At 54.7% G+C, this 26,829-nt stretch carries 19 protein-coding genes and 1 tRNA gene; 18 read left to right on the forward strand and 2 right to left on the reverse strand.

Features of this window, described 5'->3' with window-relative positions; translation table 11 throughout:
* Positions 1-21 precede the first annotated feature (21 nt).
* From GKG34_RS01540 to GKG34_RS01555, 4 genes are all read left to right on the forward strand, one after another.
* Entirely contained in the window at positions 22-759 is a 738-nt protein-coding gene (locus GKG34_RS01540; protein ID WP_154255444.1) for an acyl-ACP thioesterase domain-containing protein, read from the forward strand.
* A 178-nt stretch (positions 760-937) separates the two neighbouring features.
* Positions 938-1,225: a hypothetical protein gene (locus tag GKG34_RS01545; RefSeq protein ID WP_005937246.1), complete on the forward strand. Its 288-nt coding sequence runs from the start codon at positions 938-940 to the stop codon at positions 1,223-1,225.
* 547 nt (positions 1,226-1,772) lie between these two features.
* Positions 1,773-3,287: an IMP dehydrogenase gene (locus GKG34_RS01550; protein ID WP_005937254.1), complete on the forward strand. Its 1,515-nt coding sequence runs from the start codon at positions 1,773-1,775 to the stop codon at positions 3,285-3,287.
* A gap of 224 nt (positions 3,288-3,511) precedes the next feature.
* On the forward strand, positions 3,512-5,029 hold the full coding sequence (locus GKG34_RS01555) for a nicotinate phosphoribosyltransferase (RefSeq protein WP_005937257.1): 1,518 nt from the start codon (positions 3,512-3,514) through the stop codon (positions 5,027-5,029).
* Positions 5,030-5,079: 50 nt separating this feature from the next.
* Here GKG34_RS01555 and GKG34_RS01560 read toward each other — a convergent pair.
* Positions 5,080-5,163, reverse strand: a tRNA-Leu gene (locus GKG34_RS01560).
* A gap of 274 nt (positions 5,164-5,437) precedes the next feature.
* Between GKG34_RS01560 and GKG34_RS01565 the strand changes: the two genes are divergently transcribed.
* The 10 genes from GKG34_RS01565 to GKG34_RS01605 all read left to right on the forward strand — a co-directional run bounded on the left by GKG34_RS01565 (position 5,438) and on the right by GKG34_RS01605 (position 17,394).
* A complete protein-coding gene (locus GKG34_RS01565; protein ID WP_097774919.1) occupies positions 5,438-7,714 on the forward strand; it encodes a hydratase in 2,277 nt (758 codons plus the stop codon).
* 64 nt (positions 7,715-7,778) lie between these two features.
* The gene (locus GKG34_RS01570; RefSeq protein ID WP_154255445.1) at positions 7,779-8,636 is read left to right on the forward strand and encodes a PHP domain-containing protein; all 858 of its coding nucleotides are present in this window, start codon (positions 7,779-7,781) and stop codon (positions 8,634-8,636) included.
* A 91-nt stretch (positions 8,637-8,727) separates the two neighbouring features.
* Positions 8,728-8,991, forward strand: coding sequence for a TIGR03905 family TSCPD domain-containing protein (locus GKG34_RS01575; RefSeq protein ID WP_005937268.1), 264 nt, complete (start codon positions 8,728-8,730; stop codon positions 8,989-8,991).
* Between the two features lie 138 nt (positions 8,992-9,129).
* The gene (locus GKG34_RS01580) at positions 9,130-11,430 is read left to right on the forward strand and encodes an ATP-dependent Clp protease ATP-binding subunit (protein ID WP_154255446.1); all 2,301 of its coding nucleotides are present in this window, start codon (positions 9,130-9,132) and stop codon (positions 11,428-11,430) included.
* A gap of 186 nt (positions 11,431-11,616) precedes the next feature.
* Positions 11,617-12,612: a YegS/Rv2252/BmrU family lipid kinase gene (locus GKG34_RS01585; protein WP_154255447.1), complete on the forward strand. Its 996-nt coding sequence runs from the start codon at positions 11,617-11,619 to the stop codon at positions 12,610-12,612.
* A gap of 253 nt (positions 12,613-12,865) precedes the next feature.
* Positions 12,866-13,153, forward strand: a complete 288-nt coding sequence (locus GKG34_RS01590) for a co-chaperone GroES (protein ID WP_005937287.1) — start codon at positions 12,866-12,868, stop codon at positions 13,151-13,153.
* Between the two features lie 52 nt (positions 13,154-13,205).
* Positions 13,206-14,849: a chaperonin GroEL gene (gene groL, locus GKG34_RS01595; protein WP_097774923.1), complete on the forward strand. Its 1,644-nt coding sequence runs from the start codon at positions 13,206-13,208 to the stop codon at positions 14,847-14,849.
* Between the two features lie 288 nt (positions 14,850-15,137).
* Positions 15,138-15,260, forward strand: a complete 123-nt coding sequence (locus GKG34_RS16015) for a hypothetical protein (protein ID WP_279235403.1) — start codon at positions 15,138-15,140, stop codon at positions 15,258-15,260.
* Positions 15,261-15,328: 68 nt separating this feature from the next.
* Positions 15,329-16,156, forward strand: coding sequence for an abortive infection system antitoxin AbiGi family protein (locus GKG34_RS01600; protein WP_154255448.1), 828 nt, complete (start codon positions 15,329-15,331; stop codon positions 16,154-16,156).
* Positions 16,156-17,394 carry an abortive infection system toxin AbiGii family protein gene (locus GKG34_RS01605; protein WP_154255449.1) on the forward strand — a complete coding sequence of 413 codons (1,239 nt, stop codon included), beginning with the start codon at positions 16,156-16,158 and terminating at the stop codon, positions 17,392-17,394. The genes GKG34_RS01600 and GKG34_RS01605 overlap by 1 nt, the downstream gene beginning before the upstream one ends.
* A gap of 53 nt (positions 17,395-17,447) precedes the next feature.
* Here the strand turns inward: GKG34_RS01605 and GKG34_RS01610 are convergent, their stop codons facing one another.
* A complete protein-coding gene (locus tag GKG34_RS01610; protein WP_097792897.1) occupies positions 17,448-17,750 on the reverse strand; it encodes a helix-turn-helix transcriptional regulator in 303 nt (100 codons plus the stop codon).
* 177 nt (positions 17,751-17,927) lie between these two features.
* On the opposite strand from GKG34_RS01610, the gene GKG34_RS15810 reads away from it, so the two are divergent.
* The 4 genes from GKG34_RS15810 (at position 17,928) to GKG34_RS01630 (ending at position 26,759) form a co-directional block, all read left to right on the forward strand.
* Positions 17,928-19,943 (forward strand): Eco57I restriction-modification methylase domain-containing protein, encoded by a 2,016-nt coding sequence (locus tag GKG34_RS15810; protein WP_243139186.1) that lies wholly within the window; start codon positions 17,928-17,930, stop codon positions 19,941-19,943.
* Complete coding sequence (locus tag GKG34_RS01620; RefSeq protein WP_154255450.1) at positions 19,943-23,251, forward strand: DEAD/DEAH box helicase family protein; 3,309 nt, start codon at positions 19,943-19,945, stop codon at positions 23,249-23,251. Before GKG34_RS15810 ends, GKG34_RS01620 begins: the two co-directional genes overlap by 1 nt.
* A gap of 1,169 nt (positions 23,252-24,420) precedes the next feature.
* Positions 24,421-25,413 (forward strand): hypothetical protein, encoded by a 993-nt coding sequence (locus GKG34_RS01625; RefSeq protein WP_347563410.1) that lies wholly within the window; start codon positions 24,421-24,423, stop codon positions 25,411-25,413.
* Positions 25,414-25,466: 53 nt separating this feature from the next.
* Positions 25,467-26,759 carry a virulence-associated E family protein gene (locus GKG34_RS01630; protein WP_154255476.1) on the forward strand — a complete coding sequence of 431 codons (1,293 nt, stop codon included), beginning with the start codon at positions 25,467-25,469 and terminating at the stop codon, positions 26,757-26,759.
* Positions 26,760-26,829: the final 70 nt, after the last annotated feature.

The raw sequence follows: 26,829 nt of genomic DNA on the forward strand, positions 1-26,829 counted from the left end.
TTTTTATAGAAAGGAAAAACCATGGAACAGTTCTTTTACACCGAGACCATGACAGTCATGAACGCAGATGCCGACTTCCGCAGCCTGCTCAAGCCCAGCGCCCTGCTGCGCTATGTGGAGCAGATTTCGACAGACCACGCCCGCGCCTTTGGTATGGATGACCAGTTCTTCAAAGAACGCGGTGTGACCTTTCTGGTGGGCAAGCAGGCCCTGAAATTTGACCGTGTGCCCCAGCGTGCCGAAACGCTGACCCTTACCTCCCGGGCGCAGGTCAGCAAACACGGTTCGGTCAAACGCATCACTACCCTGACCGATGCCGAGGGCAAAGAGGTGGCTATGGTGGACTGCCGCTGGATCGTGGCAAGCCTTACGGAGGGCCGTATCCTGCGGGAGCCGGGCTGGACGGTGGAGAATTTCTGGAACGATACGGTGGAGGGCGAGCTGCCTTTGCAGCTGCACAAGTGCAAGGACGGTCTGAGCAGTGCAGGGGAGTGGACGGCGCATTATTCCCAGTGCGATCTGAACGGCCATTTGAACAACGCATTCTATCTGGACCTTGTCTGCGATGCGCTGCCGCTGGAAGTGATGCGCAAAGGCCCCGTGACCTTTGCTTCTATCAACTACCACCGCGAGATCCCGATGGGAGAAACGGCAGAGGTGTTTTATGCCCCTTCGGCGGATGGCTGGTATGTGGTCGGAAAGCACAACGGCCAGACCAGCTTTGAGTGCTATCTGGAGGTGGGAAAGACAAACGTGTAAATCGTTGATTTTTCAAGAGAACCGCTGCGCCGCTTTTAGCTGAAAATAAGCGAGCAATGCAAAAAAAGCGTCACCCGTGCAGAAAAAACAGCGCATTTTGAGAATTGCATCCTCTGAGGAACAGGGAGTACTCTTTTATTAGAAGGATCTTCTGATTGTCCAAAGGAGGATAAAACAAATGAAAAAACATCTCCGAGTCCTTGCGGCCGTTCTGGTACTGTGCTTCAGTCTGCTGTGCCCGGCGGCATCTGCCGCCAGTGTACAGACTGCGGCCTGCAAGCCGTCCACTGCAGCCGTTCAGACCATTTCTGCCGGCAAAAAGACGGAGCAGATGGTCTGGGTCCCAACGCACGGCGGCAAAAAATATCACAGCAAGTCTACCTGCAGCAATATGAAAGACCCGGAAAAGGTTACATTATCGAAAGCAAAAGCGGAAGGCTTCACTGCTTGCAAAAAGTGCTATTAAGAAAATAAAGAATGATCTGCAAAGCCCTTGCCGGAAATTTTCTGGCAGGGGCTTTATATGTGTCTACAAAAAGTTAACAAAAGAAATTACAGAAAAATTACAAAACCCTATTGCAAAATGGTTTCAAAAGAGTTACAATATGGTTACAGCAAGGGCACAAGCCCTGCTGAGTGTGAAATCTTTTTCTTCTTGTTTTTTGGGGATATCGGGCACAGGTTCTCCTCCTCCGGCTGTTCTCCTTCACAGTCGTGATCCATGTGCCGCACAGGCGGTATCCCGCTTCGTGTGCAAAAAAGCTCGTCCGTTCTGGACGAGCTTTTTTGCATCCATAAATCACGCAAAAACCGGCTTCTCATGCGGGAAAGTATGACCTTACGCCATTTTGGTGGGCAATTTGCCTGTTTTTCTGCAAAGGACATTTACAAAGTTTGGCGCGGCGGGGGTTTGTATTCCGGCTGGCTTTGTGGTACAGTATATACAATCAATTTATAGGTTGCAAACATGAATCCGATTGATGTTGATGCGTTAAGAGAAAAGGAGTTTGAACATGGCTTATTTCTATAAAGAACCTTCCCGCACTTTCGGTGAATATCTGCTGATCCCCGGCTATTCCTCTGCAGAGAATATCCCCACGGCTGTCAGCCTCAAGACCCCGCTGGTCAAGTACCGCAAGGGCGAGGAGGAGTGCCCCCTGCAGATGAATATTCCCATGATCAGCGCCATCATGCAGGCGGTCTCTGGCGATAAGCTGGCCATTGCACTGGCCCGTCAGGGCGGCGTGTCCTTCATCTACGGCTCTCAGAGCATTGAGAACGAGGCTGCCATGGTGCGCCGCGTCAAGAGCTTCAAGGCTGGTTATGTCGTGTCCGATTCCAATCTGGCCCCCACTGCCACCCTGCACGATGTGCTGGAGCTGAAGGCACGCACCGGCCACTCCACCATTGCCATCACTGCCGATGGCACTCCGAGCGGCAAGCTGCTGGGCATTGTTGCATCTCGTGACTACCGCATCAACCACACCCCGGATGATGCCCCTGTCACCACCTTCATGACTCCCATTGAAAAGCTGGTCACTGCACCGGAGAACACCTCCCTGCACGATTGCAACAACATCATCTGGGATAACAAGATCAACACCCTGCCTTTGGTGGATGCTGAGGGCAACCTGAAGTATATGGTGTTCCGCAAGGACTACGACTCCCACAAGAAGAACGCCAACGAACTGCTGGATAAGAACAAGAGCTATGTGGTGGGCGCCGGCATCAACACCCGCGATTACGCTGAGCGCGTGCCCGCACTGGTGGATGCCGGTGTGGATGTGCTGTGCATCGACTCTTCCGAGGGTTACTCCGAGTGGCAGAGCCGCACCATCGGCTGGATCCGTGAGCACTACGGCGATACCGTCAAGGTGGGCGCAGGCAACGTTGTGGATGCCGAGGGCTTCCGCTTCCTGGCCGAGGCTGGTGCAGACTTCGTGAAGATCGGCATTGGCGGCGGTTCTATCTGCATCACCCGCGAGACCAAGGGCATTGGCCGTGGTCAGGCTACCGCTGTCATCGAGGTGGCAAAGGCCCGCGATGAGTACTATAAGGAGACCGGCATCTACGTGCCCATCTGCTCCGACGGCGGCATCGTCCACGATTACCACATCACGCTGGCACTGGCCATGGGTGCGGATTTTGTGATGCTGGGCCGCTACTTTGCCCGCTTTGACGAAAGCCCCACGAATAAGGTGCGCATCAACGGCCAGTATATGAAGGAGTATTGGGGCGAAGGCTCCAACCGTGCCCGCAACTGGCAGCGCTACGATCTGGGCGGTTCCAGCAAGCTGAGCTTTGAGGAAGGCGTGGACAGCTACGTGCCCTATGCCGGCCCTCTGGCTGACGGTGTGCAGACCACTCTGTACAAGGTCAAGAGCACCATGTGCAACTGCGGCGCTCTGTCCATCCCGGAGCTGCAGCAGAAAGCAAAGCTGACCGTGGTTTCCTCTACCTCCATCGTTGAGGGCGGCAGCCACGACGTTGTGCTGAAGAATGCTACCCCCAATATCATCAACGGTTAACACGTTTGTTCTGAAAGCCGCCCGTGCTGTTTGTGTATGGGCGGCTTTTTCTTACCGGAAATTGACCGGGATTTTCCAAAAATGCTTGCACCGCTCTGCGTTTGGTGATATCATGATAGAAACGCACTGTCAAGACAGGCAGGCGCGCAAACCTTCCCACAGGTCAGAACGGCAGGGGACAGCAAGGAGCCTTTGCCGGGTGTAAAGAAGAGAGGATACTATTCATGGACGAAATCAAGGTTGTGCCTTATATTCCAGATGAGGACTACGACAACCCCGCAATGGTCGTGGATTTTTATGAATTTACAATGGCAAACTGCCTGTTCCTGCACGGATTCAAGGACACCACGCTGGTGTTTGATATGTTCTTCCGCAAGAACCCGGATGCTCAGGGCTACTCCATCAGTGCCGGCCAGCGCAAGCTGACCCGTTTTCTGCTGAATTATCATTTCAATGCACAGGATATCTGGTGGCTGCGCACCAAAGGCATGAGCGAGGAATTCTGCGAGTATCTGCGCACCTATCAGTGGAAGGGCGACATGTACGCTCTGCCCGAGGGCACGGTGGCATACCCGCATGTGCAGATGGTGCGCATCGAGTGCGACCTCGTGGGCGCAATTCTGATCGAGACCTACCTGCTGCAGACCATGAACTTCCACAGTCTGATCGCCACCAAGGCTACCCGCGTCACCGGCCTGAATACCCACACGCCCCGCAGCGTGATGGAATTCGGCACCCGCCGTGCGCAGGGCGAAAGCGCTGGCAACGATGGTGCATATGCTGCTGTTCTGGGCGGCTGCGTGGGCACTGCCAACTGTTTGGCCGAGATGAAGTTCGGCGCGGAGGTCAAGGCTGTGGGCACCGTAGCGCACAGCTTCATCGAGTTCTTCCCCACGGAGTTTGATGCCTTCAAGGCCTTTGCCGATACCTACCCGGATTCGGTCAGTCTGCTGCTGGACACCTATAATATCATGGAGAGCGGTCTGCCCAACCTCATTAAACTGGACGATTACCTCATCGAGAAATACCCCAACGACCCGAACCGCCGCGTCAAGAGCGCCCGTATCGACTCCGGCGACCTGGCCCGCGGCTCCAAGCGCCTGCGCAAGGCACTGGATGCGGCCGGTAAGCCTTACATCAAGCTGGTGGCTTCCAATGGTCTGGACGAAAAGAAGATCGCCAACATGGAGCTGTATGAGCACGCTCATTTTGACTCTTACGGCGTGGGCGAAAACCTGATCACCTCTGCTTCCGACCCCGTGTTCGGCGGTGTGTACAAGCTGGTGGCGGTCAAGCAGCCGGACGGCAGCTACACTCCCAAGATGAAGTGCTCGGATTCCGCCAGCAAGGCCATCATTCCGGGCAAGAAGATGCCGTGGCGCCTCTACGATGAAAATGGTCAGGCCCAGTGTGACCTGATCGCCATGGATGATGAAGTCATCGAGGCGGGCAAGCCCGTCACGATGGTCAATTTGGACTCCGATGCCATCGAGCGCACCGTCACCATTACCCCCACCAAGGTCAAAAAGCTGCTGGTGCCGCATGTGCTGAATGGTCAGCTGGCCATTGAGCTGCCTTCGATCGCAGAGAAGAAGGCATACATTGCAAAGCAGCTCACCGAGGAGACCTGGGAGAGCGAACTGCGTCTGGAGTGCCCGCATAAGCACTATGTGAACATGACCCCGGCTGTGGCCGAGTGCCGTTCCAAGATGTATGCAGAGCTGCACGGCGGCAAGGTGTAAAATAAGCAAAATAAAAAGCCCCTCAAGCGTAAGCTTGGGGGGTCTTTTTATGCCGCCGACGGGGGTCGAACCCGTACTCTGTCTCCAGAAAGGGATTTTAAGTCCCTCGTGTCTGCCAATTTCACCACAGCGGCATACAACGCTAATAATAATACAATAGAATGGCTTCTTTGTCAAGAAAAAGCACGGAGCCCGTCTCTTCATCCTCCATTCACGATTCATTTGTAAAAAGTGCTTTTTCTTTCCGTGGTTTCATGGTATAATAACCTTCAGATACGGTTTTCCGGGCCGTAGCCGCATGCTTTGGCAGCGCGGCAGAAGAGGGCAGAGCGGGCAGCGTACCGCTCTGCTGGGGCAGTGCCCGCAAGATAGGGCGGGCGGGAAATACAAAAAGAGAGGCGAATCGAGATGTTGGATATGATCAAGTGCAGCACCGGCGGCGCATACTATGCCCGCGGTGAATGGGTGCCTGCAGACGGCGAAGCAAGCGCCGCACTGGCAGCAAAGGGCTTTGATGCCGCAGCCATCGAGAACGCAAAGACCGGCACCATGGCCTACAGCATTCTGCAGGCCCACAACACCAGCGGCGATGCCGAAAACCTGAAGATCAAGTTCGATGCCATGGCCAGCCATGACATCACCTTTGTGGGCATCATCCAGACGGCCCGTGCGTCCGGTCTGGAGAGATTCCCCATTCCGTATGTGCTCACCAACTGCCACAACAGCCTTTGCGCCGTGGGCGGCACCATCAATGAGGACGACCACCGCTTCGGCCTGTCCGCCGCCAAAAAATACGGCGGCATTTTTGTGCCCCCGCATCTGGCGGTCATCCACCAGTACATGCGCGAAAAGTTTGCGGGCTGCGGCAAGATGATCCTTGGCTCGGACTCCCACACCCGCTACGGCGCTCTGGGCACCATGGCCATTGGTGAGGGCGGCGGCGAGCTGGCAAAGCAGCTGCTGGGCCGCACCTACGATGTGGCCCGTCCGGGTGTTGTTGCAATTTATCTCACCGGCTCTCTGCCTGCAGGCTGCGGCCCGCACGATGTGGCCATTGCGCTGGTGGGCAAGCTGTTCAAGAGCGGCTATGTCAAAAACAAGGTGATGGAGTTTGTCGGCCCCGGCGTTGCGTCTCTGCGTCAGGATACCCGCAACGCCATCGATGCCATGACCACCGAGACCACCTGCCTGTCCTCCATCTGGGAAACCGACGAAACGACGCAGAAATTCCTTGCGGTGCATGGCCGTGCCGCCGACTATAAGAAGCTGGCTCCGGCCGACCTTGCTTATTACGACGGTGTGGTAGAGGTAGACCTTTCTGCCATCCGCCCCATGATCGCACTGCCCATGCATCCCTCCAATGCATTTACCATTGAAGAGCTGAACGCAAACCTTGAGGATATTCTCCATGCCTGCGAGCAGGATGTGCAGAAGCTGATCGGCCGCAAGGATGTCAGCCTTGACCTGTGCAGCAAGATCGAGAACGGTAAACTGCGTGTGGATCAGGGCGTGATCGCAGGCTGCGCAGGCGGTCTGTACGACAGCATTTATGAAGCTGCCTCCATCCTCAAGGGCCACACCGGCGGCTGCGGTGACTACGCCCTGAGCGTGTATCCCGGCAGCCAGCCCATCATGATGGAACTGGTGCGCACCGGAGTCATCCACGACCTGATGGCCAGCGGTGCCACCGTCCGCACTGCGTTCTGTGGCCCCTGCTTCGGCGCAGGCGACGTGCCCGCCAACGGCGCGCTGTCTATCCGCCATACCACCCGCAACTTCCCCAGCCGCGAAGGCTCCAAGCCCGGCAACGGCCAGCTTTCCGGTGTGGCACTGATGGATGCCCGCAGCATTGCGGCCACCACGGCCAACGGCGGCATTCTGACCCCGGCTACCGATATCGACTATGATCCCACTGTGCCGGAGTATCAGTACGATCCTTCCAGCTACGATACCCGCGTGTATCAGGGCTTTGGCAAGGGCGATTACGATGCTCTGCTCAAGCTTGGCCCCAACATCAAGGACTGGCCCGAAATTGCACCGCTGGGCGATAACCTGCTGCTGAAGGTGGCATCTTACATCACCGACCCTGTCACCACCACCGACGAGCTGATCCCCTCCGGTGAGACTTCGTCTTACCGTTCCAATCCTCTGGGTCTGGCCGAGTTTACCCTCAGCCGCAAGGACCCGGAGTATGTGGGCCGTGCCAAGGCCGTGCAGGCCGAAGAAAAGGCCCGCCGTGCAGGCGAGGGCAGCGCCGAGGTGCTGGCCCAGCTGCACAAGGTGCCCGGCTGCGAAAACCTGACTTGGAACGATGTGCAGATCGCATCCACCATCTTTGCCGTCAAGCCCGGCGATGGTTCTGCCCGTGAGCAGGCGGCCAGCTGCCAGCGTGTGCTGGGGGCCGGTGCCAACATCGTTACCGAGTACGCCACCAAGCGCTACCGCTCCAACCTCATCAACTGGGGTATGCTGCCGCTGCAGCTGGTGGGCGCAACGCCCTTCGGTCTGGGCGACTATGTCTTTATCCCGAATGTCCGCGAGGCCCTCAAGGGCGACCTGCAGGACATCAAGGCCTATGTGCTGGGCGACACCGCAAAAGAGTTCAGCCTGTACATGGCTCCGCTGACCGCCGACGAGCGCAAGATCCTGGCCGACGGCTGCCTGATCAATTTCTATAAGCACTGATATGATAGAAGGCTTCCTCTTTTGGGGAAGCCTTTCTCTGGTTTTCTTGGGAGGTTCATTTTCCATGCCCGGCGATCTTCACAACCATTCCACCTGTTCCGATGGCTCTGTGCCCATCCACCGCCTGCCGCTCATGGCGGCGCGGGCGGGGCTGGACACCATGGCCATTTCCGACCACGACACCCTGCTCAGCGTAAACTACTGCTATGAGCACCCTGTGCAGGACGGCGTGCGCCTGCTCCCGGCCACCGAGCTGACCGGCTATGACCATGAGCATAAGCATCGCGTGCACCTGCTGTGCTACTTCCCGAACCCGGAAAGCCGGGAACTGAAGGAGCACTGCGACATCCTGCGACAGCGCCGCAACGAGTGCGGCCTGCAAAGCGCAAAGGAGATCGAAGCGCTGTACCCGCAGTTCCGCACGGAACAGGCGCTGGAATACGCAAAGGACAGCGGTGTGCTGTTCAAAAGCGGCATTATGGAAGCGCTGCACCAGCTGGGGCTGTGCGATGCTGTGTACGGCAAGCTGTACAGTTATCTCTTTGGCTGGGAGCCGCGCGGTGTGGTGCTGCATCAGGTAAAATATCCCTCGGTGCAGGAAGTGATCGCCACGGCGAAAGCTGCCGGTGCGGTGCTGGTATTTGCACATCCGACCGTTTACAAGAGCATGCCGCTGGTGCGTCAGCTTGCCAAAGAGGGCATCATCGATGGCATTGAGGTGGAGCACCCCCGCAACAGCCCGGAGGACAGGGCCGAGTGTGCTGCTCTGTGTGAGCAGTATGGGCTGATCCATACCGGAGGTACGGACTTCCACGGTGCAAACCATAAGGTGCCGCACCCGGTGGGTACCTGTACCACGGCGGACGATCAGGTGGCCCGCATTCTGGAGCTGGCCCACAAGCGCCGCGGTATTGATGTGTGACCCGGTCACATTGACATTCCGGCACGCTGCTCTATAATAGAAGCAGACGATCTTCGTCGGGATTTCTGTCAAAAAGAGAGGATTTTGAACTATGAGCAAGGAATTCAGCTTCCCGAACAGCGGCACCTGTTCCAAGCAGACCAACTTTGTGCTGAACGATGACCACACCATTGCGTCCATGGAGGTCATTGGCGGCTGCAACGGCAACCTGAAGGGCATCTGCCGTCTGGTCAAGGGCATGAAGGCCGAAGATGTGATCGACCGCATGGAGGGCACGCTCTGCGGTTTCCGCAATACCAGCTGCCCGGATCAGATCGCCAAGAACCTGAAAAAGGCTCTGGCCGAAATGGACTGAAAAATCAAACAGCGAAGGGGAGATGCCTGCGGGTATCTCCTTTTTGTTTTCCCATCCCGACAGAAAGAGATGTTTTTTTTCTGTGCTTCGGGGCTATACTTCTTGTGAAAACGAATTTCATCAGCAAGGAGCGGGCAAATGAGTATTTGGGAAAAACTTGGCTTTGGCGGGTACAAGGGCTTTTCGCACGAGTCGGATCAGCTGCTGCGCAGTGCGGTGGAGCTTGCCGGGAACCTTGGCTGCGAAAAAGCCGATACCGGCCACCTGCTGCTGGCGATCCTGCAGCAGGATCACGGGGCGGCAGCACGGTTTCTGGAGGGCAAGCAGATCCGGGAACCGGAGGTGCGCCGTCAGCTGGCCGAGAGCCGCCGCGCACCGGCTTTGCATCTGGATCGCTACGCTCTTGCGTCGGACCTCAAGCGCACCATGGATTACGCCATCATCGGGGCACAGAACGCACACCTGAACCGGGCCGAGCCGGAACATCTGCTCTGCGCCATGCTGGAGGATGACGGCTGCACAGCAGGCATCCTGCTGGCATCCATGGGCGTGCAGCTCACAGATGCCGTGCGGGAATGCCGCCAGCTGTCCGGGCAGTTCGTACTGCCGTATCAGATGCGGACCACGGTCAGTGCGCCGCGCGGCAGCCGCGCCAGTGATAAGTACTGCCGGGATCTGACCCGCCGTGCTGCGGAACGGGAACTGGACCCGGTGTTCTGCCGGGAAGCAGAGCTGGACCGCATGGTGGAGATCTTATGCCGCCGTCAGAAGAACAACCCCTGCCTTGTGGGGGAGCCGGGCGTGGGCAAGACCGCCCTTGCCGAAGGGCTGGCCCAGCGCATTGCCACGGATCGTGTGCCCCGTGCGCTCAAGGGCCGCCGTCTGCTGGCACTGGATATGGCCAGCCTTGTGGCGGGCACCAAATACCGCGGTGACTTTGAGGAGCGGTTCAAGAACCTGCTGGAAGAGCTGGTGCGGGACGGCAGCTCCATCCTGTTCGTGGACGAGTTCCACACCATCGTGGGCGCCGGTGCAGCGGAGGGTGCCATCGATGCAGCCAGCATCTTAAAACCGGTGCTGGCCCGGGGTGAGATACAAATTATCGGCGCTACCACTACCGAAGAGTTCCGCACCCACATCCAGAAGGATGCCGCACTGGAACGCCGTTTCGGCAAGGTGCAGGTAGAGGAGCCTACGCCTGCGCAGGCGCTGGATATCCTCAACGGGCTTGCGCCGCGCTATGAGTGCTACCACAATGTCTGCCTTCCGCCGGAAGCGCTGCAGGCTGCGGTGGAGCTTTCGGTGCGGTATCTGCCGGGGCGCTTTCTGCCGGATAAGGCCATCGACCTTGTGGACGAAGCCTGTGCGGCGGCACGCATCCGGGCCGAGCAGGCAAAGCAGTCAAAGCCCACGCTGATGCCGGACGATATCGCCCATGTGGTGGCGCAGGCCAGCGGTGTGCCGGTGGAGCGGGTAGGTGAGCAGGAGCGGGAACGGCTGGACAAGCTGGAAGAACGTCTCAACGCCGAGATCGTGGGCCAGAGCCGGGCTGTGGCTGCGGTGGCAGGTGCCATCCGGCGCAGCCGCACCGGTCTTGGCGAGCCGGGCCGGCCCATGGGTGCCATGTTGTTTCTTGGCCCCACGGGAGTGGGCAAAACGGCTCTTGCCCGGGCGCTGGCGGTCAGCTGGTTCGGCAGCGAAAAGGCCCTGCTCAAATTTGATATGTCGGAGTATCAGGAGCAGCACACCGCTGCCCGGCTGCTGGGTGCGCCGCCGGGCTATCTGGGCCATGACGAGGGCGGACAGCTGACCGAAGCAGTGCGCCGCCGCCCTTACAGTGTGGTGCTGTTTGACGAGATCGAAAAGGCACACCCGGACATTCAGAACATCCTTTTGCAGATACTGGAAGATGGCCAGCTGACCGATGCCATGGGCCGCAAGGCGGATTTCCGCAACACCATCGTACTGCTCACCTCAAACCTCGGCGCACGTTTTTTGGCGGGTCAGAGCACGCCGCTGGGCTTTGCGGCGGGCAGCGAAGCCGTGTTTGAAAAGCAGTCTGCGCAGGCCATTGAGGAGGCAAAAAAGTGGTTCCGGCCAGAGCTGGCAGGCCGTCTGGACGAGATGATCGTATTCCGTCCGCTGGCCGACGACAGCCTGTGCGCCATTGCCGAAAAAATGCTGTGCCAGCTGGAGCAGCGTGCCGCCCGCAGCGGCTACCAGCTGCATCACACACCGCGGGTAGGGCAGGCACTGGCAGCAAAGGCCCGCTCTGCCTACGGGGCCAGAGAACTGCGCCGCGCAGTGGACAGGGCAGTGGAGCAGGCACTTGCGGATCAGATCGCATCCGGCACGGCCTGCGTGGGCCAGCACTGGACGGCGGACTGCTCGGCGGATGGTTCCATCGTCCTGCGGGAGGACGAAACCGCAACACTGTAAAGCATCGGAAGCTCAAAAGGACCGCCCTGAGTTACAAGACCCGGGGCGGTATTTTTTGTCTGTAGGGGGGAGCGGAGACATCCGCTCCTTTTTTGTGCGTACGGGGCAGGGACATTGTGAGATTGGCTCTTGCATCCTTTTGGTTTTCTGTTATCATAGAAGCAACAGAATTGCAGGAGGAAGTCCATGCGCACATTATTTCTTTTGAATCCAACTGCCGGTAAGGCCGATTGCACCCGTACGCTGCCGCAGCAGATCAATGCTGCCGCCGCGCGTGCAGGGCTTGCGCCGGAAGAATATACCATTCAGGTCACAAATCACGCCGGTCATGCCCGGGAGCTGGCCAATGCCGCTGCGCAGCAGGCCCGGCAGAGCGGGGAAGAACTGCGGGTCTTCACTGCCGGCGGCGACGGCACCTTCAACGAAGCACTCACCGGGATCTATGGCTATGCAAATGCAGCCGTGGGCTGTCTGCCCTTTGGCAGCGGCAACGATTTTCTGCGCACCTTTGGTACAAAGGAAGAGTTTCTGGATCTGGATGCCCAGCTGGCCGGTGGGTCGGTGAGCATCGATCTGATGCAGACCAGCCTTGGCCTTTCGGCCACCATCTGCGCTGCCGGTCTGGATGCGCAGGTTGCCTACGGCATCCCGAAGTTCCGGCGCATCCCGCTGTGCGGCGGCGAGATGGCCTATGTGCTTTCCATTGTGGAACAGCTGTGCGGACACATCGGCCGCAGGGTGGAGTACACCATCGATGGTGAAACGCTGGATGTGGACTGCCTGATGTGTGCCATCTGCAATGGCCGCACCTATGGCGGCGGTTTCTGTGCAGCGCCGGAAGCACAGCCCGACGACGGCTGGCTGGATGTATATATCATCCGCAAGGTGAGCCGCGTGACCATTGCAAAGCTGCTGGGAATGTACAAGAGCGGCAAGCACTTCCAGAACGGTCAGCTCGTCAGGGCTGCAGAGCCGTACTTCATTTACCGCCGCGCAAAGCAGGTGAGCCTGCGCGCTGCGGATGGCCGCGGGCCGATCGTTGCCACGGCAGACGGTGAATGCGCACCCAAGGAGCAGATCACTGTACAGGTACAGCCGCTGGCAGGGCGCATCCTTCTGCCAAAGCCTGCTTTTGAGCGCTTTGCAGCGCAGAGGACGGCACAGAGTGCAGACCGAACATGAAAAACCAGAAGAAGAGACAGCTTTTTTGTCCAAGAAGAAAGCTGTCTCTTTTTCGTTGTACGGCTGATTTTTTCATCTGTCATAAATTCTTAACAAAAAGAAGCAAAAAAGGTCTTGATTTTTTGGGTCAAGATGAGTACAATACACTTAGCACTCAGAGAAATGGAGTGCTAAAGAACCAAAGAGCCGACATGAGGCCCTTTGGACACAGCAAAGTTTTAAATTATATTTTTACTATAGGAGGGCAAGAACTATGAAGATCATTCCTCTTGCAGACCGTGTTGTCATTAAGGCTGTTGAGGTTGAGGAGACCACCAAGGGCGGTCTGATCCTGACCGGCAGTGCTAAGGAAAAGCCCCAGGTGGCTGAGGTCATCGCTGTCGGCCCCGGCGGCGTTGTGGACGGCAAGGAAGTCAAGATGACTGTGAAGGTCGGCGACAAGGTCCTCACCAGCAAGTACTCCGGTACCGAGGTCAAGGTGGACGGCGAAGAGTGCACCATCGTCCGTCAGGGCGATATCCTGGCAGTCGTTGAGGACTGAGCGGTTTCCCCTCTGATATTTAAAAATTGAGCTTTAAAGGAGCGATTTGATTATGGCTAAGCAGATCAAGCAGGGCGAGGATGCCCGCAAGGCACTGTGTGCCGGTATCGATACCCTGGCAAACACCGTTAAGATCACCCTGGGCCCCAAGGGCCGCAATGTGGTGCTGGGCAAAAAGTTCGGTGCACCGGTCATCACCAACGATGGCGTGACCATTGCCAAGGAGATCGAGCTGAAGGACGAGTTCGAGAACATGGGCGCACAGCTGGTGCGTGAAGTCGCTACTAAGACCAACGACGCAGCAGGCGACGGCACCACCACCGCAACCGTTCTGGCACAGGCCATGGTCACCGAGGGCATGAAGAATGTCACCGCCGGTGCAAACCCCATGGATATCCGCCGCGGCATGAGCAAGGCCGTTGCCAAGGCTGTTGAGACCATCAAGGCTCACAGCCAGAAGGTGAAGGACAGCAACGATATCGCCCGCGTCGGCACTATTTCTGCAGGCGATCCCGAGATCGGCCGTCTGATCGCCGAGGCTATGGAGAAGGTCACCTCCGATGGCGTTATCACCATTGAGGAGAACAAGACCACCGCTGAGACCTACAACGAGATCGTGGAAGGCATGCAGTTCGACCGCGGCTACCTCACCCCGTATATGGTCACCGATACCGACAAGATGGTGGCTGATCTGGACAACGCCGCTATCCTGATCACCGATAAGAAGATCAGCGTGATTCAGGATCTGGTTCCTCTGCTGGAGCAGGTGATGCAGAACGGTATGAAGCTGCTGATCGTGGCTGAGGACATTGAGGGCGAGGCTCTGTCCACTCTGATCGTCAACCGCCTGCGCGGCACCCTGAACGTCTGCGCTGTCAAGGCTCCCGGCTTTGGCGACCGCCGCAAGGAAATGCTGCAGGATATCGCAACCCTGACCGGCGGCACCGTGGTCTCCTCCGATCTGGGCTATGAGCTGAAGGATGCTACCGTCCAGATGCTGGGCCATGCCCGCCAGGTGAAGGTCTCCAAGGAGAACACCACCATCGTTGGCGGTGCAGGCGATAAGGATGCCATCGCAGCCCGCATCGCTCAGATCCGCAGCCAGATCGAGGCCGCTACCAGCGATTTCGACCGTGAAAAGCTGCAGGAGCGTCTGGCAAAGCTGGCTGGCGGCGTGGCCGTCATCAAGGTCGGCGCTGCTACCGAAGTTGAGATGAAGGACAAGAAGCTGCGCATCGAGGATGCTCTGAACGCAACCAAGGCTGCTGTTCAGGAAGGCGTTGTTGCCGGCGGCGGCACTGCTCCTATCAATGCGATCCCCGCTGTGCGTGAGCTGTGCGACACGCTGGAAGGCGACGAGCGCACCGGTGCCAAGATCGTTCTGAAGGCTCTGGAAGCTCCTCTGCGCCAGATCGCTAAGAATGCCGGTCTGGAAGGCAGTGTCATCATCGACAAGATCATCTCTGCTAACAAGCCCAACTACGGCTTTGATGCTCAGAACGAGGTCTTTGTGGACGATATGATCGCTGCTGGCATCGTTGACCCCACCAAGGTCACCCGTTCCGCTCTGGAGAACGCAGCCTCCGTCGCTGAGATGGTGCTGACCACCGAAAGCCTGGTCGCTGATCTGCCGGAACCCCCTGCTGCACCCGCTGCTGCAGGCGGTGACATGGGCGGTATGGGCGGCATGTACTAATATCTGCCAAAAAACCGCATGAATCCTTGATTTTTGGAGCGCGCAAAAGCGGATTTACGCCAAACTTACGCCACTTACGCCAAAAATCAAAGCGCATTATAGGGTAACAAAATCGGCACTCGCTGAAAAGCGGGTGCCGATTTTTTTGTCTAGGGGATTTGAAGACTCATGAAACCCGCTGATGGTTTCTGAGAGAGTCAGACAGTCAGCGGCTTTATTGTTGACGAAAAACAAAGGTAGGGATACAATAATAAAAGAGAACGTAAAACCGGAAGGGAGCGTGCCGCCATGGAAAATCAGAGGGACTTCTGCAACGAATGCGGCGGCGAAATGGGGATTCCCGGCCTGATGGACTACAACATGAAGGAAATCGACGAGCAGTATCGTAGCTTTCGAGCACTGGATGGATAGTGGGAGTATATCGAATCGATGATATAAAGTGATAGATACTAGGAAAGTGGCAGCAAAGGACAACTATAATGAAGGATACGCTTAACTTAGGCAAAATTAACCCGAATGAGCAAAGAAACAAAGTCCCAAAACATATTCCATCTAAGGTTCATCCAGATACATTGTTTACTTTTATGACAGATTTCGGATTTCTTTTGGGATGCTTAGAACATAAAATGCTTTCTCCACGGTATTGTGAAGAAGATGTACGATACTTAAATCTTAGAAAAGTAAAATCTCTAGCCTATCCAATGAAATGTTTTTGTGATATCAGTCTAAAAAAGCTAAAAGTTCACATGGACTGGTATGGTGACTATGGAATTGCGTTTAGGAAAGAATGGGGAATGCAGCATAATATCCAGCCAGTGCACTATTTAAATGAAGAATCCGATTTAAGAAAGGATATTACAGAAGTATTAAAAGCTGCCCTGAATGAGGAAAAGGCCGGTTCTAAAACCCATGAAATGCTTAAAAACTATTTGCTGCATGAGTTAATGTATTATAAACCATATCAAGGAAAAATGAAAAACAGAAAAACCAAGAAAATAGCGGTCAAATGCCTTATGGATGAATGCGAATGGAGGTATATTCCAGATGTAGCTACCCTTGAGCTTGAACAAGTGATAGTAAATCCCGGCGTGGAAAATGCAGGATATGTTCAATTGGCCAGCAACTCGATGAATTTTAGAGAAGAAGTTTCCCTGCATTTTGAGTATTCGGATATAAAGCACATCGTTCTTCAGACAAAAGAAGAATATCAGGAATTGAGCAGGGCTATCGATTCGTGGAAATTTGAAGACAAATCCGAAATTTTATCAAAAGTGATTATTTGGCCGGATAAGCAGGAGGATTTCTGATGATTCCAAATTTTAATAAAGCTTTTAAAAGCACTCCCACGGCAGAAAAAACAATACCCAAGGCTGTGATGGAATATTTGAATTCAACTGCTCCGACAGGAACAAGATATATTCAAGACAAAGATGGTGGCATAACGTTAATAGCAGATGGAAAGCCATTTACCATCAGTGGATTTACACTTGAAATCCCCAAATCAATAAAAAAACAGGTTGAAAGTTTTAGCAAAGATGAGTTTAATCAATTTGTTTATAATGCGCAGATGGAGTTAAAAGTCAACCTAAATAAAGATGGGTATATTATTATTAATGGTGAAGAACTGCCAGTAGAAGCCTTGCACCGCAATATATATAATCCAATAAAGCAAAAGAATATGCAATTTTTCTTGATGCCAGAGCCGTTTCCGGAAGTGCCCGATATCAAAATTGCATCGGATAAATACACTCGCATATTGAAAATGAAACGATATCCTTATGCAAGTTTAACCGAGAAACATTTTGAAAGTGAAGATGGAAAGTCTCTGAAATTAAAATTAACTATGGATGACAAAAAAGAAAGTAGTCACATTCAGCTAACGTACAATTTGAATTGTGCAAAATCTGTTCAGGAAATCGTAGAAAGCGTGGAAATTTTTAATGCCTTTATAGATGGAAAAGGATATTTGATGGGTGAGAAAATTCCATCGGATGCGTTTCCTGACAATTCAAAGGACAAATTTGATAAACGGACACTTGATTTTTGGGAAAAAGTTTTAGAAGTTGAAACGGCATTGAAATTGTCTTTTGTTCCAACAAAAGACTCCCAAAAGGCAGAGACGATATACAATATCGAAAAGTTATACCAAACAATTATTTTGAAAAAACCTATACGAGAGGAGCATAAAATAACCTCTATATCATCCGAATGGAATGCAGAGAGTACAAATCGAATAAAAGATTCTATTGGAAAGCCGATGTATTTTCAATACACAGGAGATCTGAAATTTAATATTATGGGACAAGAGTTTAAGTGTCCCTCTATTTTTGGTATGTTTAACTGCAAGCTAGCGGATGTAAAGGTAGCGGATGGCAAAACTACATTGTTTTTTGCCGATGAATCAGATGATAAAATGGGGTACACATCGGTGCTATCATTTGCGACTGAGAAAGAGCTAGATGCATATGGACATGTGGAAAAATATAATCATGCAAACGACTTGAAAGATGCACAGACGATTCAGACCATTTTAAGTAAAAACTGATATTGATATAGCAAAAACAGCCGCCCAGCGACCTTACGGTCTCGCTGGGCGGCTTATTTTTTGCGTTTCCACAACAGATATTCTTCGTAGCGGTGCATCTCGTTCTGTTCTTCTTCGGTCAGGCGCTGGCGCTGTTTGCGGGCTTCGTCTGAGGGGTCGATGTCGGTCAGACCCAGCAGGTAGTCGGCAGAGGTGCCATAGTACCTGCAAATGGCAATCAACATCTCGTGGTTTGGGGAACTCTTTTCATGCTCCCAACTGCGGATGGTAGAGGTTGCAACATTAAGGGCTTTGGCGAGTTCTTCCTGCGTTTGGTTATTCCAATCTCGCAGGTCGGCTAATCGTGCTCCAATCATCTTTTTCCCGCCTTTCTTTGCCATAAGTATAGGTGTTTCATATCACTTTTGGTAAAAAACGCCGAGAATCTTGTTAATTCGCCTCGAAAGTGATAAGATACTTGTTAGTATAGGCCGAAAGTGCTAAGAACATTATCACTTCCGCTGCAACGCTAAGGCAAAGCGAGGGAATCCCCGTTGGAACAACTGATCGACTTTCACGCACCGGAAGTGCAGGCGGTGCTGGATACGCTACTAAAAGATAAATCTACCGGTAAAAACATCATCTGGGCCACCGACCCGCCGGAGGAGCTGCAAACGGTAATGTACGAACCGGTGACGGATAGATCCCAGATCACCACCCAGCAGCTCGGGCTGACCCACTACGAGGTGGTTCTGCCCCGAATGATGAAGCAGACCGACACCCAGCAGCAGCGCACCCGCAAAAAAGGCGAGGTGTTCAGCCCCGCATGGGTCTGCAATAAGATGAACAACGCACTGGACGCCGACTGGTTCCGTGGGCTGGGGGCAGGGGAGAGCGCCGGGCAGTTCACGGTGGAGCTGCCCCAAGGTTGGCAGACGGTGGAAACGCCGGTGCAGTTCCCGGCTTGCGGGGGCAGGATCCCGGCATGGGTGCAGTATGTGCAGAGCCGCCGCTTGGAGGTGACCTGCGGCGAAGCCCCCTTTCTGGCATCCCGGTACGATGCCGCCACTGGCGAGATGATCCCGGTAGCCCGGCGCATTGGTATTCTGGACCGCAAGCTGCGTGTGGTAAGCGAGAACGCCGCCACAGAGGACGAGTGGCGCAAATATGCCACCCATGCGGTGCAGTCTACCTACGGCTATGAGTATCAGGGAGATAATCTTTTGTTGGCGCGGGTCAACCTCCTGCTGACTTATGCAGAGCATCTGCAAGCCCGCTGGCAGCGCAAACCCACAAAAGAAGAGTTACAGCCTATCGCCACCATCATAAGCTGGAACCTGTGGCAAATGGACGGCTTGCACCTGTCCGTGCCCGGCGGCAAGCCCCAGCCGGAGACAGAACAGCTTGACCTCTTTTCCATGTTCGGGGCGGCAGAGCCGCAGCTGCCCACGGTATCCTGTAAAGTGAAAAACTGGCGCAAGGGCAGCCATGGAACGACCCAGAACTTTGAAACCATTCAGGAAGGGAGTACCAGCATGAAGTTTGATTATGTCATCGGAAACCCGCCGTATCAGGATGAAACCCTTGGCGATAACAAAGGCTTTGCACCGCCAGTATATAACAAATTTCTGGATGCGTCTTATGAAATTGCAGATAAGGTGGAAATGATTCACCCTGCACGGTTTTTGTTCAATGCTGGCTCTACGCCGAAGGCATGGAATGAGAAGATGCTGAGTGATCCGCACTTGACAGTCTTGCATTATGAATCTGATAGTTCAAAAATCTTTGCAAACACAGATATTAAGGGCGGTGTTGTAATTACATACCGCGACAAAGTGAAGAATTACGGTGCGATTGAGCATTTTATTGTGTTCGATGAACTAAGAAGTATTGCTCGTAAAATTGGAAAAACAGACTATGTACCGTTAAGTAAGGTGATTTATGCAGCAGAATCGTATCGTTTCACAGAAACGATGCACAAAGAGAACTCAAGCGTGGAGTCTCTGCTAAGTAAAGGTCATAAATACGACTTCAAGTCGAATGTTTTAAATAAACTCGATAATATTGTGTTCTTCTCTGAAATGCCGAAGGACGGAAGTTCTTATATAAAGATTTTGGGTCTGGACGGAAGCAAGCGCACAGAGAAATGGATTAGAAAAGCTTACGTTCGTGTCCCTGAAAATTTTGGGAGTTATAAGGTTTTTATCTCCAAAGCAAACGGTAGTGGCGCTTTTGGCGAAACTCTCTCAGCACCGATAATTGCTGAACCGGGCATAGGACATACGCAGACATTTATGTCTATTGGAAAATGCGAAAGTGAACAAGAAGCTGTCGCAATAACAAAGTATGTAAAAACAAAATTTGCAAGGGCAATGCTTGGGGTACTAAAAATTACGCAGGACTGTCCGGCACCAAAATGGAAATACGTTCCCCTTCAAGACTTTACCGCCCATTCCGACATTGATTGGAGCAAGTCGGTGGCAGAGATCGACCGGCAGCTTTACCGCAAGTATGACCTGACTGCGGACGAGATCGAATTTATCGAGACCCATGTAAAGGAGATGGCATAATGGCTGGCATAACCCTGCGCACTGCCCGGCAGGTGGTGCCCATGATCTACGCCTATACCACCCCGGAAATTGCCCGGCACAACGGCTGGACGAAGATCGGCTACACCGAGCAATCGGTGGACAAACGCCTGAAACAGCAGACCCACACCGCCGATGTGCTGTTCCACGAGGAGTGGCGGGGCAATGCCGTCTACGATGACGGCAGCGGCGAGGTGTTCACCGACCACGATTTCCACGCCTACCTCCGCAAGCTGAATGTGGAGAACGACCGCAAAAACGAGTGGTTCCATCTGGATGGACAGCAGTCCCGGCGGTATTTTCAGGATTTCCGCATGAACCGGGGCCGGGTGCAGCTGGATGCCGCCATCGCCTACACCCTGCGGAAAGAACAGGCAAGGGCTGTCCATGACACCAAGACCTATTACCAGAGCCACCCCGGCGGAGAATACCTCTGGAACGCCAAGCCCCGCTTTGGCAAGACCCTCTCCGTCTACGACTTCTGCAAGCAGGTCGATGCACAGACGGTGCTCATCGTCACCAACCGCCCTGCTATCGCCAATAGCTGGTACAGCGACTATGTGCGCTTTCTGGGCAGGGAGTCCGGCTATCTGTTTGTCAGCCATGTGGATGCCCTTGCCGGGCAGCCCCATGTGCTGGACGAGCAGGGCTATCTGGATGCCGCCGCGCAGGGCGAGGAGCTGTATAAGCGAATCGAGTTCGTCAGCCTGCAGGACATGAAAGGCTCCAAGTATTTCGGCGGCGAGTACGACAAGCTGCAACACCTGACCGAGCTGAACTGGGATGTGCTGGTCATCGACGAAGCCCATGAGGGCGTGGACACCTACAAGACCGACCTTGCCTTTGACCGCATCCGCCGCAAGTTCACGCTGCACCTGTCCGGCACGCCCTTCAAGGCGCTGGCGAACGACAAGTTTGCCGGGGATGCCATCTTCAACTGGACCTACGCCGACGAGCAGGCCGCCAAGCGGAACTGGCAGGGCGCACCGGGGCAGCAGAACCCCTACGCAAACCTCCCCATGCTCAACCTCTACACCTACCAGATGTCCGAGATCATCCGAGACGAGATCCAGCAGGGGGTAGAGATCGACGGCGAAACGCAGGAATTTGCCTTTGACCTGAACGAGTTCTTCAAGGTGAAGTCGGGCGGCAGCTTTGAGCATGAGGCCGAGGTGGACCGCTTTTTGGATGCCATGACCACCCAGAACAAATTTCCGTTTTCTACCCCGGAGCTGCGTGCCGAACTGAAGCACACCTTCTGGCTGCTGAACCGGGTGGACAGCGCCAGAGCGCTGGCGAAAAAGCTGCAGGCGCATCCGGTATTCCGGGACTATGAGGTGATCCTAGCCGCCGGTGACGGCAAGCTGGACGACACGGACGAGAACCAGAAGAGCTTTGACCGGGTAAAAGCCGCCATCGCCCACCACGAAAAGACCATCACCCTGTCTGTGGGGCAGCTGACCACCGGCGTGACTATCCCGGAGTGGTCGGCGGTGCTGATGCTCTCCAACCTGAAAAGCCCGGCACTGTATATGCAGGCGGCGTTCCGTGCCCAGAACCCCTGCCTTTTCCACGAAAACGGCACTTTCCGCCGCAAAGAGAACGCCTATGTGTTCGATTTTGACCCCGCTCGCACCCTGCTGATCTACGAGCAGTTCGCCAACGACCTTTCACAGGACACCGCCAGCGGCAAGGGCAACACCGGGGAGCGCAAGGCGCACATCCAGAATCTGCTCAACTTCTTCCCGGTCATCGGCGAGGACGAGGAAGGAGAGATGATCCCGCTGGATGCAGAAAAAGTCCTCAGCATCCCCCGGAAGATCAAGTCCAAGGAAGTGGTGCGGATGGGTTTCCAGAGCAACTTCCTGTTCCAGAACATTTCCAACGTGTTCAGTGCGCCGCAGGAGGTGCTGGACATTCTGCAAAACTTCCAGCCCATCAGCGAGGCAAAAGCAAAGCCCATCCAGATCACCCCGGAGACCGGCGCAGACCTCTCCCTGAACGACAAGGGCGAGGTGGACTTGGACGAGGGTTACGTCATCGGCAAGGCAGCGGATGTGTTCGGGGCGAAGATCTACGAAAGCACCCCGGAGCTGGACACCGCCCTGCAAGACCTGACCGATGCCCCGGCTCCTGCCAAAGAAGAGCATCTGGAACCCCTGAAAAAGAGCATCACCAAGGAAATCATCACCCCCATGGTGGAGCAGGCAAAGCAGGAGTATGGCCGCGACCTGAAGCTGTCCGACCAGAAGCGGTTCGAGAGCACCGCCAAAGCCAAGATGGACGTGGCGGTGAACAAGGTGGTGGACAACTACCGCATCGACCAGAGCCAGTTGGAGACCCAGCGCACCCAGCAGCTGCAAAGCTGCACCACTGCCCAGCAGCGCCAGCAGGTGAACCAGGAGTTTGACGCAAAGCAGCAGCAGAGCACCGCCGCCCTCATGGAAAACCTGCAATCCACCATCCAGCAGACGGCGCAGGAAATGCAGCAGACCATCGTGCGCACCGTGGAGACCAACCAGAAGGAGCAGGAGAAAAAGGGCTACGAGGACACCGTCCGTGACCATCTCCGGGGCTTTTCCCGCACCATCCCGTCCTTCCTCATGGCCTACGGCGACGAGACTGTGACACTGGCAAACTTTGACCGGATCATCCCGGACAAGGTCTTTCAGGAGGTCACCAGCATCACGTTGGAACAGTTCCGCTTTTTGCGGGACGGCGGACCGTACATCAACCAAGCCACCGGACAGGAGGAACACTTTGCAGGCCACCTGTTCGACCCGGTGGTGTTTGACGATTCGGTGAAGGAATTCCTGAACCTGAAGGTCAAGCTGGCGGATTACTTTGATGAGAGCCGCACCGAGGATATCTTCGATTACATCCCGCCCCAGAAAACCAACCAGATCTTCACCCCCAAGTGGGTGGTGAAAAAGATGGTGGATCTGCTGGAGCAGGAAAACCCCGGCTGCTTCGATGACTCCAGCAAGACCTTCCTGGACCCCTACATGAAGTCCGGCCTGTACATTACGGAAATCGTCAAGCGCCTTTACCGCAGCGAGAAGATGCGGCAAGCCTTCCCGGACGACAACGCCCGGCTGGAACATATCTTTGCCAAGCAGGTCTATGGGCTGGCCCCGACAGAAATCATCTACCGCATTGCCATCAGCTACATTCTGGGCTTTGCAAAGGGTCACGGCATCACCGCCCACCATATCCGTCAGGCCGATACGCTGGAATTTGCCAAGGCGGGCACCATGGAAAGGGAACTGGATAAGATCTTCAGAGATTGACCAATAGAATACGGCATAAAACCAAAGGCGGCTGTCTGCATGGGTGCAGATGGCCGCCTTTTTGTGCTATACGATTACGAAAACGGACGAATTTGTCAGTTCTCGTTACATCGGAGCCGGACGAGATGTCCGTTCAGGACAGCTTGCCCGGAGCAAGAGTGCAGAGAGGTGCGGGTCGCCTGCGGCGACCTCAAAAGACCACTGGCCTTTTGAAGCACCGACCGAGCCGACAGGCGAGACCGCAGCCCTTTGAAGGGAGTCAAGGGGGAACGCCTTGCCCAGTGATATGACGCTGTGCGTCATATCCTACTGGGTATTATCTGGCGCAAAACGGCGGCAGATCCAGCAGCTCCGCTGCTGCGTTCTCTCCCGGCAAGCTGTTGAAATGAAAGAAGCTCCTGCTAAACCTTATACCAAAATCAGGAAAAAGTAATCAAAACGGGTTCACCTAGGGGCCAATAATAGGCCTGCGAAGCCCACGACTTTAGTGATTTCAGGTGCTATGATAATTGCAGAGATACAGCATCTTAATGATTCCCCGCAAAGAAAGAATAGCGATGCAACAAGAAATGGGAACGATGCTTCCTACTTTCACCGAAAATTAGGAACTCTCAGTTCCTGTTCGATTCCAAGTTTCTCTGTTATACTTTTCTTGCAGAGCGAAAGCAAACTCTTCTAAGCGGAAAGCGACAAACGCCATGATCTCCCACTGAGGGAAGGAGCGATAGGTCACTTTCTTTGCAGTATGACAACCACATAAATCCTTTTCTGAAAGGACTACCTCTCGATTCCGAGAGAAGAGATTTCAAGACTTGATCTTGAAATGCATGACCCTTTGCTTGGAAGAATTGTATTACTCTTGTGATCTAATAGCATGAGAGCATGAGTGGCCGTACACAAAAATACAGGAAAAGAGGGATGTCTATCTGAAATTAACACGACACAACGGACGAGCCGGAACCCACGGCACCTATAACCCCAAGCACAATGACCGCAGTTTCAACCTTTCCAACAGCGAGCACATTGACCCGGAACGAGCCAAGGGTAACATCTACTGGGATTGCTTCCACGGTTTCCGTTCGGCTCTCGCTCCACAAGACCCGGACGATCTGGCGGCGACCTTCTCGGATGTAGAACGGCAATTCTACGAGACCCACTACACGGCCTTTGTGGAAGGCCAAAACGAGCGCAACGCCAGAATCCGGCACACGGAACGCAACCGCTCCATTCCCGACCTGCTGTCCAGCCGCAAGACCTGCCCGGAAGAAACTATCTACCAGCTTGGAACGCTGGATGAACACGCTTCGGCAGAGGACTTGCTGAGCGTCGTCACAGAGTTCATCGAGAAGTTCAAAGCCAAGTATGGCGACCATGTTCATGTGCTGGACTGGGCACTGCATCTGGACGAAAGCACACCCCACATCCATGAGCGTCATGTGTTCGACTGTGAGAATCAGTATGGCGAAATAGCACCCCAGCAGGAAAAGGCGTTGGAAGCGTTGGGCTTCGATCTGCCCGACCCGGACAAACCTCTCAGCCGCCGCAACAACCGCAAGATCGCCTTTGATGCCGCCTGCCGGAAGATGCTGTTCGAGATTGCAAAACGGCATGGGCTGGATTTGGAGGAAGAAGCGGAGTACGGCAACCGCAAGTATTTGGAAAAGCAGGACTTCATCCTTGCCAAGCAGAAGGAGCAGCTTGCCGTCCAGCAGGACAGGCTGGACGAATTGACCCTCAAGGTCAACGACATGGAAACGCTGATCGATGAAGTTTCGGCTGCGGCCTACGACAAGGCGGTGGAGGTTGTGACCGATGTAGTGCGCACCGAGACCCGCAAGGAAGATATGCGGATGATCGAGGACACGAAGAAGTGGGTGTTGTCCCCGGAACGCAAGGCTCCGCAGGCTACGAGAGAGTATGCAGCGCACCGTTTGGACACCGTGCTGGACAAGTTCCTCAAGACCATGCAGACCACTGCCACTCGCTTGCAGGAAAAGCTCCTGAAGCCGGAGGCCCGGCAGAAAGGCAAGGAACAGGTCAAGGAGAAAGCACGGGATTCCGTTCTGCAACTGCTGAACCGCTTGCAGGCGGAACAGACCCAGCGGAAGCCCGGAGAGCAGCATACTGCGGAGAAATTAGAAACACGAGGTGATGTTTATTGAGCAAAGAAGCCAACGAAGAACGCACTCCACGAACCGTTGGAGATGTGAAGGAAATGCTCACCAAGCACTCCAACGGAGAGATCCAGCGGACGATTCAGAACTGCATCACGATTTTGCAGAATGACCATGTGCTTGCCGATGCCATCCGGCTGAACCTGTTGAGCGAGCGCATCGACATCGTAAAGCCTGTAGGTTGGCCCCGCTCTGGCAAGACGCTGAACGATACCGACATGAAGTATATTCTGCGCCGGATGGAGAAATACGGTATTTCCAGCGAAAAGAAGATCGAATCTGCCATCCGCATTGTTGCCAACGAGAACCGTTACCACCCCATCCGGGACTACCTGAGTGGTCTGCAATGGGATGGGACTGAACGGATATCCCACGTCCTGCACCATTTTCTCGGTGCTGCGGAGGACGAGTACACTTGCGAAGCCATGAAGATTTTCTTGCTGGGAGCCATTAAGCGCGTGTTCCAGCCGGGATGCAAATTTGAAACCATGCTCTGTCTGGTGGGCGGGCAAGGTGCGGGAAAGTCCAGCTTTTTTCGGCTGTTGGCGGTCAAGGACGAGTGGTTCTCGGACGACCTGCGGCGGCTGGACGACGACAACGTGTACCGAAAGCTGCAAGGCCACTGGATCATCGAAATGTCGGAGATGATCGCCACCGCCAATGCCAAGAGCATCGAGGAGATCAAAAGTTTTCTCAGTAAACAGAAGGAAACCTATAAAGTCCCCTACGAGACCCATCCTGCCGACCGTCTGCGCCAGTGCATCTTTGCTGGCACGACCAATCGGCAGGATTTTTTGCCCCGTGACCGCACGGGCAACCGCCGCTTCATCCCCATCCCGGTGGATGCGGAACTGGCCGAAGTTCACATTCTGGACAATGAGGAGGAATCTCGCACCTATATCGACCAGCTCTGGGCAGAAGCCATGACGATTTACAACAGCGGTAATTACAAGCTGGCGTTCAGCCCCGCCATGCAGGAAACGCTGCAAGTCCATCAGCAGGACTTCATGCAGGAGGATGCACAGGCGGGCATGATCTACGCCTTTCTGGAAGACTACGCAGGTGACCGGGTGTGTTCCAAGCAGCTCTATGCAGAAGCACTGGGCAACACCAATATCCCGGCAGAGTGGGAGACCCGTGCTATCTGCGAGATCATGAACACCGGCATTTCGCGCGGCGATATCCAAGGCTGGCAGGCGCACAAGACCGCCAAGCGTTACCCGAAGTACGGTGTTCAGAAAGGCTGGGAGCGCGTAACCAGCCCCGAAACCGGGGCTGAAAATTTCTCCGAAATAACGGATGCGGAAGCCCAGCAACTGGGATTTCCCTTCTGATGGACAGCGGTTACACGGTCAGTTACAGGTTTGGTTACGCTGCAGTTACAGCGCAAAAACCGCATGATTG

The sequence above is a fragment of the Faecalibacterium sp. BIOML-A4 genome, assembly GCF_009679665.1.
GTDB classification, from domain to species: Bacteria; Bacillota; Clostridia; order Oscillospirales; family Ruminococcaceae; genus Faecalibacterium; species Faecalibacterium taiwanense.

Coding starts and splice junctions, on each gene's coding strand:
- GKG34_RS01540 (WP_154255444.1), top strand. CDS start 22: ATGGAACAGTTCTTTTACACCGAGACCATGACAGTCATGAACGCAGAT.
- GKG34_RS01545 (WP_005937246.1), top strand. CDS start 938: ATGAAAAAACATCTCCGAGTCCTTGCGGCCGTTCTGGTACTGTGCTTC.
- GKG34_RS01550 (WP_005937254.1), top strand. CDS start 1,773: ATGGCTTATTTCTATAAAGAACCTTCCCGCACTTTCGGTGAATATCTG.
- GKG34_RS01555 (WP_005937257.1), top strand. CDS start 3,512: ATGGACGAAATCAAGGTTGTGCCTTATATTCCAGATGAGGACTACGAC.
- GKG34_RS01565 (WP_097774919.1), top strand. CDS start 5,438: ATGTTGGATATGATCAAGTGCAGCACCGGCGGCGCATACTATGCCCGC.
- GKG34_RS01570 (WP_154255445.1), top strand. CDS start 7,779: ATGCCCGGCGATCTTCACAACCATTCCACCTGTTCCGATGGCTCTGTG.
- GKG34_RS01575 (WP_005937268.1), top strand. CDS start 8,728: ATGAGCAAGGAATTCAGCTTCCCGAACAGCGGCACCTGTTCCAAGCAG.
- GKG34_RS01580 (WP_154255446.1), top strand. CDS start 9,130: ATGAGTATTTGGGAAAAACTTGGCTTTGGCGGGTACAAGGGCTTTTCG.
- GKG34_RS01585 (WP_154255447.1), top strand. CDS start 11,617: ATGCGCACATTATTTCTTTTGAATCCAACTGCCGGTAAGGCCGATTGC.
- GKG34_RS01590 (WP_005937287.1), top strand. CDS start 12,866: ATGAAGATCATTCCTCTTGCAGACCGTGTTGTCATTAAGGCTGTTGAG.
- groL (WP_097774923.1), top strand. CDS start 13,206: ATGGCTAAGCAGATCAAGCAGGGCGAGGATGCCCGCAAGGCACTGTGT.
- GKG34_RS16015 (WP_279235403.1), top strand. CDS start 15,138: ATGGAAAATCAGAGGGACTTCTGCAACGAATGCGGCGGCGAAATGGGG.
- GKG34_RS01600 (WP_154255448.1), top strand. CDS start 15,329: ATGAAGGATACGCTTAACTTAGGCAAAATTAACCCGAATGAGCAAAGA.
- GKG34_RS01605 (WP_154255449.1), top strand. CDS start 16,156: ATGATTCCAAATTTTAATAAAGCTTTTAAAAGCACTCCCACGGCAGAA.
- GKG34_RS01610 (WP_097792897.1), bottom strand. CDS start 17,750: ATGATTGGAGCACGATTAGCCGACCTGCGAGATTGGAATAACCAAACG.
- GKG34_RS01620 (WP_154255450.1), top strand. CDS start 19,943: ATGGCTGGCATAACCCTGCGCACTGCCCGGCAGGTGGTGCCCATGATC.
- GKG34_RS01630 (WP_154255476.1), top strand. CDS start 25,467: ATGCTCACCAAGCACTCCAACGGAGAGATCCAGCGGACGATTCAGAAC.